Here is a 13,988-nt window from a genome sequence, read left to right on the forward strand (position 1 = left end):
TAAGCTTTGATTATTTTTTGCCGAAAATCGACGGAGTAAGGTTTCATCTTAAACATTGAACCACTGGTTTTATTGTACTACACCTACCTGCAATCCGCTGTATCTCTCTTCCTGAAAGGTAAACACCAAATTGTAGGGGATGATCCCATTCCTGGATTTTTATCAGCACATTATCGTGATATTCACAGTCCAAAATTGTCAGCCACATATGAGGATGCACCTCAATGTTTCGCGCATAACCTTTGCCAAGTTGTCTGGGTAGTTGACACAAAAATTCATCAGGCTCTGGGTTTTGCAAGCTGTTTATTTCAGCTTCTGCCCACAATTCCGATTCCTCTTTCAGCGTCAGGGTGATGGTCATGGTAGATGGTAATGATTAATTGAATAACTGTTAATTTGTTTGCATTCAAAGTTTTGAATTTTCGTTTCCTGCTAACAATAACGTGAATTCGATGAACCTAACCCCAACCCCTTCCAATGTAAAAAAGTTTTTCCTTAGTCATCCCCCCTTTTAGGGGGGAATGAGGGGGGTGGGAAGGGGCTAAGAATGCAGGTTTTTAAGCCTCTCCCAGCAATAAAAGCTGCTCCTCTTCCCTCCCCTTGTAGGGGAGGGAAGAGGAGAGGTGGGGGAGAGGTTTACCAGAGGGGTTCTTTAAATTTGTCGAACTCACGTTAACAATACTTTGTCCTAACAAACACGCACTGATGCCAAAATATGATACCCTCAAGGCGATCGCTTACGAGCAATACCCTTGAGAGCGCGATCATTCAAAATCTACCGACTAATCAATTCCGAATTAGGCGCCATTATCGCTTTTGATTTCTTATTCTTGCGCCAACGATACAACCACATAATCAACCCTGTGACAAATAAGATTAACGGCGTCAGTCCCACAAAAACGTAGAGAATGCGAGTTGGTAATCCGCCAAAAGTGCCGTAGTGCATCGGAACAAATGAATCAAGCACCGTATCTCCCAATCGCAAAGAACGAGAATCACGAACTTGTAATACTTTACCGCTAAATTGGTCGATGTATACCCGACTACTATAGTTTTCTGTTGCTTCAGGGAATTTTTTGTATACAGTCAAGACACCATCTGGGGTTGTTGGGAAGTTAATATGAGTCGTGACTGCTCCTGGTAATGTATTATCGGCAACTTTTAGCACTTCGCCCAAGATAATCGATTTACCAGGTACCGGTTGAGATTTTGGTTCTGGTGGCTTTGGAGTCAAAGTTGCTGCGTAGATCACAGGTTCGGTTTGTTCATAAAAATTCCAGCAAAACCCAGTAAAAGCAATCATTGCTAGAAACACAGCAGCGATGATACCTACTAATTTGTGGATATCAAAATTTGTCCGCTTGATGTGTGCTTTCCACTTGATTTTGAAACCTGCAATTAATCGCCGCCAACCGGGCCACAGGATAATACCAGTGATGCAAAGAATTAGTAAAAATAACGCTGCAATCCCGACTATAACTTGTCCTGGTTGACCTGCAAGCAATTGGTAATGCAGTTTAAAAGTAATGCCAATAATCGTTTGATCCCACTCGCGCTCACCCATAATAACGCCTGTGTAAGGATTGATAAATACGTTAATCCACTGGTCAGCAGGTGTTTTCAGCGATGCTATTATCGGCTCATTTGCTTCAAGTGGCAACCTCATACCCCCAAGTTGCAAACCTGAATTGTCATAAGCTTTCTGCACAACTCCAACTATAGACTCGATTGAAAGCCTTTGTCCTTGGGGAATGACTTGTCCAAATTGCAAGTGAACGAGAAAGTGGTCAATCTCTTCTTGAAATACCAATAAGCTGCCCGTCAAGCCAACAATAATCAAAATCAGTCCCACGACTAAGCCGAGGTAGCGGTGCAGGGTAAATGCGACATTACGAATTGTCTTTTGACTCATAATTTCAACTAATGTTAAAAGCTATCTACAGTCAATTGTCAGGAAGCTATGAAGAAAAAATTGCGGTGATAATGTGAATACTTAGAGCAATACGTGTTTTGATCGGACTTAGACGAATATCTAGCCATCAAAGTATTGCTGTTCAGTATTTGTATTGCTGAGGTAGTATCTTATTTTATAAAGAGTTAAATGAGAATATATATTATTAAAATTTAATATCTTGGGCATTCACCTGACAATTTTGGGTATCTTTGCATTGGCTCTGGTTGCCAAGGCGATGTTTTGGGGTGGACTGTTTGATCCTTGGGCTGCTGGTGGTGGAAATGTCAGGATAATCAATCATCCAACGCTCAACCCATTCCGCATCTTTGGCTATCTGTTTGGGGCTTGGGGATCGGAGGGAATGGCGGTTGTTGATAACTTAGAAGATATTGTTGGCGGTCATATTTGGGTTGGTTTGATGTTAATTGGCGGTGGCATTTTCCATATCTTGACTAAGCCGTTTGCGTGGGCACGCCGAATTTTGATTTACTCAGGAGAAGCATATCTGTCTTACAGTATTGGTGCTGTCGCATACATGGACTTTTTTGCCGCATACTTTGGAGTAATCTTCGCTTATCTGCTGTTGAATAGTGTTGGTATACTTAGTGCGATCGCTATCAACTCAATTTAGTTCACAACAGACGCAGTATGCATGATTGTAGAGACGTAGCATTCTACGTCTGTACTTATTTGCTGTAATGCGATGCGATCGCATTACACAAACCGCAATTATATAGCGATCCTAAAGCTCAGAACCCGGTTTCGCACAAGTTACCGGGGTTGTTGTTGTTCACGCTCTTATGCGCGGATTGCTATATGACTATTTCGTTGCTTTGTATTTTGGCGAACATTTCTTTACTTTCCGTTATCAAGTGAAAGCAGTATTAAAAGCAAAACTGAAAACCTTGAAGCAAGAAGAACAAGCAATTAATCAACTCTCACCTGTCTCTTAAAGCAATCATACCGTTTTCGGATTTTCAATTTTCAATTCCTAGGGTGCGTTACACTACGTTAATGCACCATTTTCAATTTATAATGTATTTGATACATTACACACTTATTTGTAGTCAGGACTTCAGTCCTTTCCTAGTAAGAAGAGGACTAAAGTCCTCACTACGAATAAATTTCAAATCATATTTTATAATTATGAAGATAATGCGCGAACTTTACCCACCTATAAAACCTTACAAAGAAGGTAAACTACAAGTTTCCGACTTGCACGCAATTCATTTTGAAGAATCAGGTAATCCGCAAGGTAAGCCAATAGTTTTACTACATGGTGGACCCGGTGGCGGATGTCCAGCTTTTTATCGACAATATTTTCATCCGGAAAAATGGCGTTTGGTGATGTTTGACCAACGCGGTTGCGGTCAAAGTACACCTCATGCAGAATTGCGCGAAAATACAACTTGGCATTTAGTAGATGATATTGAAAAACTCCGAGAACATTTAGGAATAGAAAAGTGGGTTGTTTTTGGTGGTAGTTGGGGGAGTACCCTGTCATTAGCTTACAGTCAGACTTATCCCGAACGTTGCAAAGGTTTAATTCTACGCGGTATTTTTCTGCTGCGTCAAAAGGAATTGCGCTGGTTTTATCAAGAAGGTGCTAGCTACATTTTTCCTGACGCTTGGGAGGAATATTTAAAACCGATTCCTTCAGATGAACGTGACGATATGCTTACAGCTTATTACAAACGCTTGACAAGTCCCGACTTACAAATCAGGTTAGAAGCAGCGCGTGCATGGTCAATTTGGGAAGCTAGCACAAGTAGACTTTTTTTAGATAAACAGTTAATGCAAATATTTGGTGAAAGTGAATTTGCCGATGCTTTTGCCAGAATTGAATGTCATTATTTCATAAATAAGGGATTCTTTGAAAGCGAAGATCAATTACTTGTGAATGTTGACCGCATTCGCAACATTCCTGCCGTAATTGTGCAAGGAAGATATGATGTAGTATGTCCGATGATATCAGCTTGGGAATTACATATTGCTTGGCAAGAAGCTGAATTTATTGTTGTTCCTGATGCTGGACATTCGATGAGTGAAGCTGGAATTAAGAGTGCTTTAATTGATGCAACAGATAGATTTGTAGAGTTGTAGACGCAGGGTAATATCGTGTCCGGTTAAAGACTTATCATTTAGAGAAAGTCCTTTTAGTAGTGCATTTGAACTACTGTATTTTAGTTAAGTCGAGCATCGCCCGCTCCTTAGTTAGTTGCTTGTTTTACCTTCCTTGAATTGTAGAGCCTATCAAATGAATTTGATGGGACAACTTATAGTTGAAGTGCGGATTAGCGATCGCTATAATGATATCGCGCTTGAAGAAAATCAATGCGATTTTCACTAATCATATAAACAATCCGGTTTGCTTCTGTCAAGCGACGTGACCAAATGTTTGCATCTTTATACTTCAATTTTTCCGGCTTTCCTGTTCCTGTGAACGGATTACGTCTTATCTCTTCAACTAAAGATAACAAACGAAGTGCAATCTTTCTATTTGTCTGTACCCAGTAAGTCAGGTCTTCGAGGAATTGCGAGTCGAACACCAGGTCACGTTCTGAACTTTGCTGTTGATAAATTTCAGACTGTGGAGTTTGTTCTGGTTCTGGATTTTCCGAGTTAGACTTTTTACTCTTCTTTACCAAGTCCAAACTCCTGACGTAGATCATCTACAGTTTGAGGTTTAAAAGTTCGCGCTTTAGCACGTTCGATAGCTGCGAGAAGACGGGCTGCATTTTCAGGTGACTCAAATAAGTATGCTGTTTCCATAATACTATTAAGTTCCGCAGTAGGAATTACAGATACGCTTTCAGCACCTTCACGAGTGACAACTATAGGTTCGCGGCTAGAAATTGCTTCATCATAAATTTTATCAAAGTTACCGCAAGCTTCGGTGTATGTTTTTTGGCTCGTCATTTTTCGATTAAGAGTTTATATTTTTATAATATATCTATTGCAGGTGTGAAATTGAAGAGTGCGATTGCCTGTGAGTTATCTGGGTTCTTTTTTATTTCGCGCAAAGACGCAAAGACGCAAAGTTTTTTTGGCATATTTGCATCTTTGCATGAAATTTGCAGGAAAATTACCTTTTGGATCTCTAGTATACAGGACGATAAAAGTTACAGCGTGCTGTGTTTGTTTAGCTATCTTATCATTCTCAGCCAGTTAGTCAAAAAAAATTCAACTGTACCTTGCTAAGAACTAAATTTACGAAATCATTAATGTTGATAGCCTGAGTGCCAAATCTCATGTAATCATTATCGACAGCAGAATAATATCCTTCATATTCATATCCTTCACTATTTGCTACTGCTCCAAGAACATTATCCTTTAGTTTTTCTCGTATTTCTGCCAAAGATATTACATATCCATAGGCATATCTGTCTAAAAATTCTAACAAGGTTTGCTGGCATCGGTAAATTGCATGACCAATTAAACAACGATCGCCCAAAAATGCGACAATAACCGCACGTTTAAGTTTACGGTAATGAAATTTATCGGTATTGATTTCGGTTGGAAATCGCAACCAAGCGGACTATGCTGCTTACAATGGACAGATAATCAACTTGAACTACTCGACTTAGATCGCAAAGAATTTATTGCAGACATCCTCACCTGGATTGATACTCACGTACAACCAGACGAAAGCGCAATTATTGCCGTAGACGCACCTACCCTCATCCCCAACGCTACCGGGAGTCGCTTACCAGATAAACTTAGTCACAAATACTTTGGCAAATATCACGCTGGATGCTACCCAGCAAACCTAAATTTACCCTTTGCCGATCGCACCATCAACTTCGGTTTACAACTAGAATCGCGTGGCTTTACACACGCACCAACCATAGAACCGCAAAAACTTGGTAGATATCAAATAGAAGTCTTTCCCCACCCCGCAATCGTCCATCTCTTCAACTTACAACGCATCCTCAAATACAAAAAAGGACGATTAAGCGATCGCCGTTTAGAACTTCTCAAACTCCACAATTACATCCTTCATATCCTACCCACCCTCGAACCAAGCCTAAATTTATCCTCCTCTCTTTCTTCGTGTTCTTCGCGTCTTTGCGGTTCGTTTCCCTCCCAAATCCCCACCACAGGTGCAGCACTCAAAGCAGTAGAAGATAAACTAGATAGTCTCATCTGCGCTTATGTAGCTGCACACTGGTGGTATTGGGGAGAACAACGCAACCTAGTATTAGGCGATCGCACTACCGGTTACATTGTCATCCCCCAGAGAATTTTAGATTTTGGATTTCGGATTTTAGATTACTAATCCAAAATCTAAAATCTAAAATCTAAAATTCTTTTATTGTGCCCAAAGAATCAACCTTGGCTCATACGGAGTAGCAAGGTACTTGTGTTTTGGCAACACGCGCAAGGACAAGCCTTGTAAACCAGAGGCAGTGTAGATGATATTCCCAGTGTAAATACCCAAGTCTTGCGTATCATTTCCTTGGTAATCCATCACCACTGGAACAGCATCAACAATCTCACCATCGGCATCGATTGTACCTTGATAAAGCTCCACTTGCACATCATCTGGGCTGAGAGTTGCCAAATCAAGTTTCGCTTTGACAGCAACGGTTTGGTTAACCTCAATATCTGCACCAGAAGAGATGTCAACATCTTTGATTTTCATGTTGAACCAGTGTTGGCTGAGTTTGGTTTTCCAAGCTGCTAATTCCTTCGCTGGTGCATATTTATCGGCAGTCAAAGTGTAGTAGCGATCGCTTGCGGGGAAATAAGCTCTTTGTGCATATTCTCCCACCATCCGCGCTGTATTAAAGAACGGACAATTCAAGCGAATCGCATCTTTCATTTTTGCTACCCACTGACGCGGCAAATTATCAGCATCGCGCTCATAAAATAAAGGCACGACTTCTTTTTCCAGTAAATCATAGAAAGCGTTTGCTTCTATTTCATCCTGATAATTGGGGTCTTCATAATTCTCACCATGTCCAATCGCCCAACCTGTACGGACATAATCAGCTTCATCCCACCATCCATCTAATACACTCAAATTCGGTAGTCCATTCATGGAAGCCTTCATTCCGCTGGTTCCTGAAGCTTCTCGCGGACGACGCGGTGTATTTAACCAGACATCGCAACCAGCTACCATCAATCGAGATATGTGAATGTCGTAATTGGGAACAAACACTACCTGCTTTTCTAAATTTTGTTCGCTGATAAAGTGATTGATTTCGCGGATTAATTCTTTACCGGGGATGTCTTTCGGGTGTGCTTTGCCGGCGATAACAAATTGTAACTTGCGGTGTTTGTTACCCAACATGATCCGCTTGATGCGTTCGATATCGCGCATCCATAAAGTAGCGCGTTTGTAGGTTGCAAAGCGACGGGCGAAACCGATAGTTAAAACGTTCGGATCGAGAACTTCTTGCGCTTGGGCGATATCAGAAGAAGAAGCACCGCGATCGCGTAAATGTTTCACCAAATGATCGCGCACATACAATATCATATCCAAACGACAGCGTTCGTGATTGCGCCACAATTCTTCATCTGGAATCGCGTCCATGCGTTCCCACAACGGGCTATCTGCTGGTGCTGATGACCAATTGGGTCCGAGATAGCGATCGTACAACTCTTGAGTTGATTTTGCCACACAACTGCGAGCATGAACGCCATTTGTAATTGCGGCGATCGGCACTTCTTGCACTGGTACTTTTTGCCACAAACCTTGGAACATTTGCCGTGACACCACACCATGCAGTTGCGCTACACCGTTAGAAAATGTTGCCATTTTCAGCGCCAGCACTGCCATACTAAAAGGCGCAGATAAATCACCAGTATTCTCACGACCCAATCCGATAAATTGATCTTTTGTCAAACCAAAGATATCTGCGTAATATCCTAGATAATACAACATCTTATCTGGGGGGAACAAGTCAATACCTGCCGGTACTGGCGTGTGAGTAGTGAAGATATTACTTGAACCCACTACCTGTTTGGCGGTATCGTAACTCAGACCCTGTTCTTGAATCAGCATTCGGATGCGTTCTAGAGCAGAAAAAGCCGCATGACCTTCATTCATGTGGTAAGCGGTGACATTATACCCTAGAGCTTTCAACATCTGCACGCCGCCGATCCCCAGCATAATTTCCTGGTGGATACGCATGTCGATATCGCCACCGTACAGTTGATCTGTAATGTTGTGGTCGTAAGGATTGTTGGGTTCAATGTTAGTATCCATCATGTACAACGGCACAGTTCCCACCTGTACGCGCCATACTCTAGCGTAAACCTTGCGTCCGGGGTAATCTACAGCAATCCGCAATTCTGAGCCGTCAGGATTGCGCTCTAGCTGCAAGGTCATGTTATAAAAATCGTTGATTGGATAGCGTTCTTGCTGCCAACCATCTGCATTCAGATACTGAGCGAAGTAACCTTGCTGGTACAGTAAGCCTACACCTACTAAGGGTAATCCTAAATCGCTAGCAGATTTGAGGTGATCGCCCGCGAGAACACCCAAGCCTCCAGAATATACAGGCAAACAATCCACCAGTCCAAATTCAGCCGAAAAATAAGCGTAGCATTCTGGGGATTGGGGATTGGGGAGTGGGGAGTGGGGACTGGTAAGATTACCCTGTCCCTTGTCTTTAGTCCCTAATCCCTTGTCCCTTGTTTTCTGATACCAAGTGCGTTCTTGTAAATAATCTTCTAACTGACGGGCAGCTCGATCCATTTGCGCCAGGAAGCCTTCATCTTCCACAACTTCCGTTAATCGCCCTTGGCTGATTGTACCGAGCATCAACACTGGGTTATGGCGGCTAGATTCCCATAAATCCGGGTCTAAACGGCGAAATAAGTCTTTTGTCTCAACATTCCAATCCCAGTGGAGATTATATGCCAGCTTCCGCAGCGGTTCGAGTCGGGGCGGTAGCGAAGGGGACACGTTAAATGTACGAATTGGTTGCATAAGGACTGCGAAACTCCTGGTTTAGCTATCGCTATTGTTGACTGTGTTTGCCCAATGTTTCCAATTCTTTATACCCTGTTTGTGAACTTATGATGACTTTGTTAAGCTTTAAAAAATATTATCACTTAGATTGGAAAATCTGACTGCAAAGCTTTTTCTCATTTTATCACTTAGTGTTGACTATATAATTATTTAATAATTTATGTAGTTCAATACATAAATTAACTTAAACATAAGTAAGAGGTTATAAATATTTATATTATTGATGTAGATACTGTGAGATGCAGGCAACAGAAGCTTTGGATCTTCTTTGAGGGAGAGAGAAGAGAATACCCACACGCGATACTCTTACAGAGTCACTTTGTGAACGCAGTTATTTCTCAAACTCCCTCAAAAAGTTTTACTGAAGCTTTAGAAGGCAAAAAGCAGCAATCTGGGCAATTTGCCATTATTCTAAAGTTAATTGGGTAACATTGGCATTGCTCGTAGGGAAATGTACTGATTCAGCATCTTTTGGGAGAGCAAAGACAATAGTACCCAAGACAAGAACGCCAACAGCACTAGGACAAAGAAGTTTCATCTTGATGATACCGCGTTTGTTTTTTGTCGGGCGATCGCTCTTGGGGTTGCGGTACTCTTTGCGAACACGTCCGGATTGCACAGCTTCTTGTAGTAGCATCAAAGCATCGATGTCTTTTTCTTCAAATTCAGTTTGCAGTAACTGCTGCAACTGCTCATCTGCTGGAATACTTAAAGAGCCTGTATTTAGCGCTTGCTGAACAATGTCACGAATGAGAACCATATTTTTTACCAATTTCGGGGGTTAAGCAATTCTTTGCGTCAGCGTTTAGTTCGGCGCTGATGCCGCCAACAAAGTTGCTGTATTGTTCCTTAAAAATTTATAATGTCTAGTACCCCACAAGCATCATGCTACTGGATCACCCGATCGGGTGATATACAAGAACGCCACTTTGCTGACATTACCTGATTAATTCGTAGTGAGCGATTTATCGCTCAATTTGAAGGGCTGAAGCCCTGACTACAAACTTTTTTATTTCTTGAATCGGAAACCTCAGCCTCAAGTTCACGTCATCAGAAGAGTGTAATTACTTCAGATTCTTATTGAAAAGCAAGCATCGCATCTACAAATCACACGCACCCACAGCACATCCTACAAAGCATCCGCGCCTTTAAATTAGCGTAAACCAACATTTGGACTTTGGACTTTGGATGGATGGACTCAGTACCTTCCAAAAAAGGGGCGAGATTTGGGTAATATATAAAAGCTATCTTTTCTGCATCACGGATACAAAAAAGCAAGCTTCTATTTCATACCCTTGGAGTTTTCGTCAATGGTTACTTTAAAAATTGTTGTTTATGTTGTTGTAGCCTTCTTCATTTTGCTCTTCGTCTTTGGATTTTTGTCGAACGATCCAGCTCGTAACCCCGGACGCCGGGATTCAGAGTAAAATCACGACCCGATCCAAAAATTGCCGTTCATGCGAATGTAAATGCCACGGACACTTGAGAAGAGCGTGGAAAATTCCACATGCTTCAAAAGTGTCCTTTCCAAGCGGCTTGCCGCAGGCTAGGCTGAAGGCTAAAGTCGGAAGGCAGTTAAGTGTAATTAGTCCTTCCGGCTTTCAATTGGCTATTTGTTAGGTTGATTTTGCGAATATGCTTCACCCAGTTCTGCCGCCCGCACCACCTTCGATTGTCGAACCTTTACAACCTGCAAATCCAATCTTGACTGGTAGTGATACCAAGTTTCATTCAATTGCCGAACTCGAGGCGAAAGCGCAACAAAATCAGCCACAACGGCAATCAGATTCTGTATCGCCAACTCCACAAAACGCTACTCGGCAAGATTTAGCAGTTCCCCAGACCCAAGCCGCACTCAGTCACCCAGAAAGTTTCCCACCGGAATTTTCTCCCCTCACCGCCGTTAAGAGTGCCGCTGCTTTGGGAGAGTCGATGGGAATTAGTTATCCGGTGCAGCCGGATGCAAATGTCGCGTCACAAAGCAAGATATCCCAAAAAGGGCAAATACTACAAGAAAAATTAGCCCATCCAAAACGGCAAAGTCAGACTATTGCTCAAAATGCGCCTTCTCAGCCACCCCAAGAGGCTCAAAGTAGCGAACCGATACAAAATATTACTTATACTAATCCCGACAGTCCAGCGAGTACACAACCCGTAGAAAATGTTATAGAATTCAAGTCTCGCAGCCAGACAAGCCAAATCACAATTCCCCAACCTGCCCCGCAACAATCTGTCCCCACACCAACAGACAGCACAAATCAGCAAGAAAGTCAACCTCAAACAACTCCGCCAGCAACTACTCAGCAAGAAAGTCAACCACCTGCAACAACTCCGCCAGCAACGACAGCGCCAGCCAGAGAGAGAATTGTAGAAGTCACTTCAGATAGGCAGGAGTACGACCAGCAACGGCGGATTGTTACGGCTGTGGGTAATGTGGTGGTACGATTTGATGGGGCGGTGGTAGATGCCGATCGCTTGCAAGTCAATTTAGACAATTTGATTGCTGTGGGCGATGGAAATGTCGCATTGACACGAGGCGATCAAGTACTGCGCGGAGAACGCTTTACTTATAACTTTGTTCAAGATAGCGGGCAATTAGAAAATGGTAGGGGAGAAGTTTACATCCCCACAGCGGGTACTGATTTAGCCTTTAATAATGTTGATACCGGAGTAAGTGGAGTAGTAACAGCGCGTCCACCAAGCGATCGCATTCGCGCAAATCAGCCGACTACAGGTGTTAACAGTCCCGGTGGGGTTAACTTCAACTTAGGTGGAAGGGCAGATGCAAGAAACCTCCCCGGACCAAAACAGGGAGGTGTAGTCAAGCGAGTACGCTTTCAAGCAGAACGAGTTGATTTTTATCCGCGAGGCTGGCAAGCGAGAAATGTCCGCTTCACCAACGATCCATTTTCGCCCCCAGAACTAGAGTTACGCGCCGATAAAGTCACTTTAACGCGAGAAGCACCCTTAGTAGACACGATTAAAACAGAGCGCCAGCGTTTAGTATTAGATCAAAGAACAACATTACCGATCCCCGTAGATCGGCAGACAATCGACCGCAGGGAACGTGATGTAACTCCGGCAATTGTCTCTGTCGGCTTTGATGGTAATCAACGCGGTGGTGTGTTTATTGAGCGTTCTTTCCAACCCTTTAACACAGAAGGGGTACGCTTTAGCGTCACACCGCAGTTTTTCGCACAAAAAGCTATAGGTGGTACTGATAGCTTTGCCGCGCTGTTTGGTTTGAAAACAAGATTGAATGCGACTTTAAGCCCGAAGACAACAGTTGAGGGTTCTGGGATATTAACCAGCTTGGATTTGGGGACAGTGGAAGACAATTTGCGGGCAAGTTTGCGATTGCGGCAAGAATTAGGCGATCGCAATCCTCACATATTGAATTTAGAATACAGCTATCGCGATCGTCTTTACAACGGTACCCTTGGTTTTCAAACCGTTCAAAGTAGCCTTGGTGCAGTTGTTACTTCTCCGAGAATTCCTTTAGGTACAACTGGTTTTAACTTAAGATATCAAGGTGGCGCTCAATATATTAATGCGAATAGCGATCGGCTTGACTTACTCGAAACACGGCGAGACAACAACCGCATCTCTTTAGGGCGCGTCCAAGGTAGCGCTACCGTAGATGGTGCGATTACACTCTGGCAAGGTAAAGGATTACCACCCACCCCCACAGAAGGATTGCGTTACACTCCAAACCCAATAGTTCCCTACGTACAAGCATTTGGGGACGTAACCGGCACAAGCAGTTATTACAGCAGCGGTGATAGTCAAAACACCTTGATTGCCACAGTTGGCTTGCGCGGACAGTTTGGACATTTCTCTCGACCTGCCTTTGATTATACCGCCTTTAATGTCAGTTATTCCCAAGGTATATTTAGCGGAGCATCGCCATTTTTGTTCGATCGCGCCGTTGATAACAGAGTACTTAATGCGGGAATTTCTCAGCAAATCTACGGACCATTTAGCCTTGGTTTTCAAACCTCAATCAACTTAGACACAGGCGAACGCAGTAGCACCGACTACATCGTAGAATATAACCGCCGCACCTACGGAATCACTTTGCGTTATAACCCAGTGTTGGAATTAGGTGGAATCAGCTTTAGAATTAGCGACTTTAACTGGAGTGGTGGCACCGATCCATTCTCTGACCCTTCGGAAGTTAAGCCTGTGCGAGGTGGGGTGCGACAAGATTATTAGAATACCACTTACGTCCGGGCTTTATAAAGTTATTTTTTATACTTATAACCTCAATTTGCGTAATGAATAGGAATGAGCGATTTTCCTAAAGTCTTGTAGGGGCAATTCATGAATTGCCCCTACGTAAATTCAATGACATGAGTGCGTAAGTTCTAATGAAGATAAACCAGCAAACGAAACGAGTAAAAAGCACGCTTCAATAGAATATAAACGCAGAATATTTATAAAACCTCTCGACTAAGGTAAGACCGACAATGACACTTACTACAGCCAAATGGACGCTAGACGAGTATCACCGCATGGTTGAAGTTGGTCTTCTTTCTGAACGTCATGTTGAACTATTAAACGGGGAAGTCGTTGAAATGCCTCCAGAAGGTCCAGAACATGCCCAGCTAAGTACCGACGCTGGGGACTATCTGCGATCTGTGCTAGGAGAAAAAGTTCTCGTGCGCGATGCAAAGCCGATTACATTACCCTTGATGGCTTCCGAACCCGAACCAGATTTGGCGATCGTCCAACCTTTGCGGGTACTATATCGAACCCGTCATCCTTACCCGGAAAATATTTTTTGGTTAATTGAATATTCTAACACCAGCTTGAGTAAAGATTTAGATGCAAAGCGAAAAGCTTATGCTTTAGCGGAAATACCAGAATATTGGGTTGTGGATTTAAAAAATCGCCTCCTGAAAATTTTCCGCAATCCTAATGATGGCGATTATACATCTGAAGTAACAGTGAACTACCTACACCGCCTGAGTACAGGTCGGTGTAGGCTTCTGGCACATTCTTAATGTTTCCAGAACTTCCTTAGAGGTACTATTAGTAGCAGAGTCAGCC

The 13,988-nt window shown here is 42.9% G+C and carries 13 protein-coding genes and 1 pseudogene; 7 read left to right on the top strand and 7 right to left on the bottom strand.

Annotation, left to right across the window (positions count from 1 at the left end; translation table 11 throughout):
* Window positions 1–43 precede the first annotated feature (43 nt).
* A complete protein-coding gene (locus AABK37_RS36060) occupies window positions 44–361 on the bottom strand; it encodes a hypothetical protein (RefSeq protein ID WP_432556256.1) in 318 nt (105 codons plus the stop codon).
* A gap of 414 nt (window positions 362–775) precedes the next feature.
* Window positions 776–1,912: a PepSY-associated TM helix domain-containing protein gene (locus AABK37_RS36065; RefSeq protein WP_432556257.1), complete on the bottom strand. Its 1,137-nt coding sequence runs from the start codon at window positions 1,910–1,912 to the stop codon at window positions 776–778.
* Between the two features lie 217 nt (window positions 1,913–2,129).
* Here AABK37_RS36065 and AABK37_RS36070 point away from each other — a divergent pair.
* From AABK37_RS36070 to pip, 3 genes and pseudogenes are all read left to right on the top strand, one after another.
* Window positions 2,130–2,519, top strand: a pseudogene (locus tag AABK37_RS36070) (chlorophyll a/b binding light-harvesting protein); the annotation flags it as partial.
* A 235-nt stretch (window positions 2,520–2,754) separates the two neighbouring features.
* Window positions 2,755–2,907, top strand: a complete 153-nt coding sequence (locus AABK37_RS36075) for a hypothetical protein (RefSeq protein WP_432556258.1) — start codon at window positions 2,755–2,757, stop codon at window positions 2,905–2,907.
* Between the two features lie 202 nt (window positions 2,908–3,109).
* Window positions 3,110–4,057, top strand: a complete 948-nt coding sequence (gene pip, locus AABK37_RS36080; protein ID WP_432556259.1) for a prolyl aminopeptidase — start codon at window positions 3,110–3,112, stop codon at window positions 4,055–4,057.
* Between the two features lie 191 nt (window positions 4,058–4,248).
* Here pip and AABK37_RS36085 read toward each other — a convergent pair whose 3' ends face one another.
* The 3 genes from AABK37_RS36085 to AABK37_RS36095 form a co-directional block, all read right to left on the bottom strand.
* Complete coding sequence (locus tag AABK37_RS36085) at window positions 4,249–4,602, bottom strand: Txe/YoeB family addiction module toxin (RefSeq protein ID WP_432556260.1); 354 nt, start codon at window positions 4,600–4,602, stop codon at window positions 4,249–4,251.
* Complete coding sequence (locus AABK37_RS36090) at window positions 4,586–4,873, bottom strand: type II toxin-antitoxin system Phd/YefM family antitoxin (protein WP_432556261.1); 288 nt, start codon at window positions 4,871–4,873, stop codon at window positions 4,586–4,588. The genes AABK37_RS36085 and AABK37_RS36090 overlap by 17 nt, the downstream gene beginning before the upstream one ends.
* A gap of 253 nt (window positions 4,874–5,126) precedes the next feature.
* The gene (locus AABK37_RS36095) at window positions 5,127–5,408 is read right to left on the bottom strand and encodes a hypothetical protein (RefSeq protein WP_432556262.1); all 282 of its coding nucleotides are present in this window, start codon (window positions 5,406–5,408) and stop codon (window positions 5,127–5,129) included.
* 36 nt (window positions 5,409–5,444) lie between these two features.
* On the opposite strand from AABK37_RS36095, the gene AABK37_RS36100 reads away from it, so the two are divergent.
* A complete protein-coding gene (locus AABK37_RS36100) occupies window positions 5,445–6,233 on the top strand; it encodes a DUF429 domain-containing protein (RefSeq protein ID WP_432556263.1) in 789 nt (262 codons plus the stop codon).
* Window positions 6,234–6,266: 33 nt separating this feature from the next.
* On the opposite strand, the gene glgP is transcribed toward AABK37_RS36100, so the two are convergent.
* Window positions 6,267–8,894, bottom strand: a complete 2,628-nt coding sequence (gene glgP, locus AABK37_RS36105; RefSeq protein ID WP_432556264.1) for an alpha-glucan family phosphorylase — start codon at window positions 8,892–8,894, stop codon at window positions 6,267–6,269.
* 448 nt (window positions 8,895–9,342) lie between these two features.
* Entirely contained in the window at window positions 9,343–9,696 is a 354-nt protein-coding gene (locus AABK37_RS36110) for a hypothetical protein (RefSeq protein ID WP_432556265.1), read from the bottom strand.
* 550 nt (window positions 9,697–10,246) lie between these two features.
* Between AABK37_RS36110 and AABK37_RS36115 the strand changes: the two genes are divergently transcribed.
* The 3 genes from AABK37_RS36115 (at window position 10,247) to AABK37_RS36125 (ending at window position 13,942) form a co-directional block, all read left to right on the top strand.
* Window positions 10,247–10,363, top strand: coding sequence for a photosystem II reaction center protein I (locus AABK37_RS36115; RefSeq protein WP_089125560.1), 117 nt, complete (start codon window positions 10,247–10,249; stop codon window positions 10,361–10,363).
* A 208-nt stretch (window positions 10,364–10,571) separates the two neighbouring features.
* On the top strand, window positions 10,572–13,151 hold the full coding sequence (locus AABK37_RS36120; RefSeq protein ID WP_432556266.1) for a DUF3769 domain-containing protein: 2,580 nt from the start codon (window positions 10,572–10,574) through the stop codon (window positions 13,149–13,151).
* Window positions 13,152–13,405: 254 nt separating this feature from the next.
* Window positions 13,406–13,942 carry a Uma2 family endonuclease gene (locus AABK37_RS36125; RefSeq protein ID WP_432556267.1) on the top strand — a complete coding sequence of 179 codons (537 nt, stop codon included), beginning with the start codon at window positions 13,406–13,408 and terminating at the stop codon, window positions 13,940–13,942.
* The last annotated feature ends 46 nt before the right edge of the window (window positions 13,943–13,988 follow it).

Origin of the sequence: Tolypothrix sp. VBCCA 56010 (assembly GCF_050875635.1) — a bacterium.
Lineage (GTDB): Bacteria > Cyanobacteriota > Cyanobacteriia > Cyanobacteriales > Nostocaceae > Hassallia.

What these genes read in the sequence shown, in the direction of transcription:
- AABK37_RS36060 (WP_432556256.1), bottom strand. Translation starts at nt 361, where the DNA reads ATGACCATCACCCTGACGCTGAAAGAGGAATCGGAATTGTGGGCAGAA.
- AABK37_RS36065 (WP_432556257.1), bottom strand. Translation starts at nt 1,912, where the DNA reads ATGAGTCAAAAGACAATTCGTAATGTCGCATTTACCCTGCACCGCTAC.
- AABK37_RS36075 (WP_432556258.1), top strand. Translation starts at nt 2,755, where the DNA reads ATGCGCGGATTGCTATATGACTATTTCGTTGCTTTGTATTTTGGCGAA.
- pip (WP_432556259.1), top strand. Translation starts at nt 3,110, where the DNA reads ATGCGCGAACTTTACCCACCTATAAAACCTTACAAAGAAGGTAAACTA.
- AABK37_RS36090 (WP_432556261.1), bottom strand. Translation starts at nt 4,873, where the DNA reads ATGACGAGCCAAAAAACATACACCGAAGCTTGCGGTAACTTTGATAAA.
- AABK37_RS36100 (WP_432556263.1), top strand. Translation starts at nt 5,445, where the DNA reads ATGAAATTTATCGGTATTGATTTCGGTTGGAAATCGCAACCAAGCGGA.
- glgP (WP_432556264.1), bottom strand. Translation starts at nt 8,894, where the DNA reads ATGCAACCAATTCGTACATTTAACGTGTCCCCTTCGCTACCGCCCCGA.
- AABK37_RS36110 (WP_432556265.1), bottom strand. Translation starts at nt 9,696, where the DNA reads ATGGTTCTCATTCGTGACATTGTTCAGCAAGCGCTAAATACAGGCTCT.
- AABK37_RS36115 (WP_089125560.1), top strand. Translation starts at nt 10,247, where the DNA reads ATGGTTACTTTAAAAATTGTTGTTTATGTTGTTGTAGCCTTCTTCATT.
- AABK37_RS36120 (WP_432556266.1), top strand. Translation starts at nt 10,572, where the DNA reads ATGCTTCACCCAGTTCTGCCGCCCGCACCACCTTCGATTGTCGAACCT.
- AABK37_RS36125 (WP_432556267.1), top strand. Translation starts at nt 13,406, where the DNA reads ATGACACTTACTACAGCCAAATGGACGCTAGACGAGTATCACCGCATG.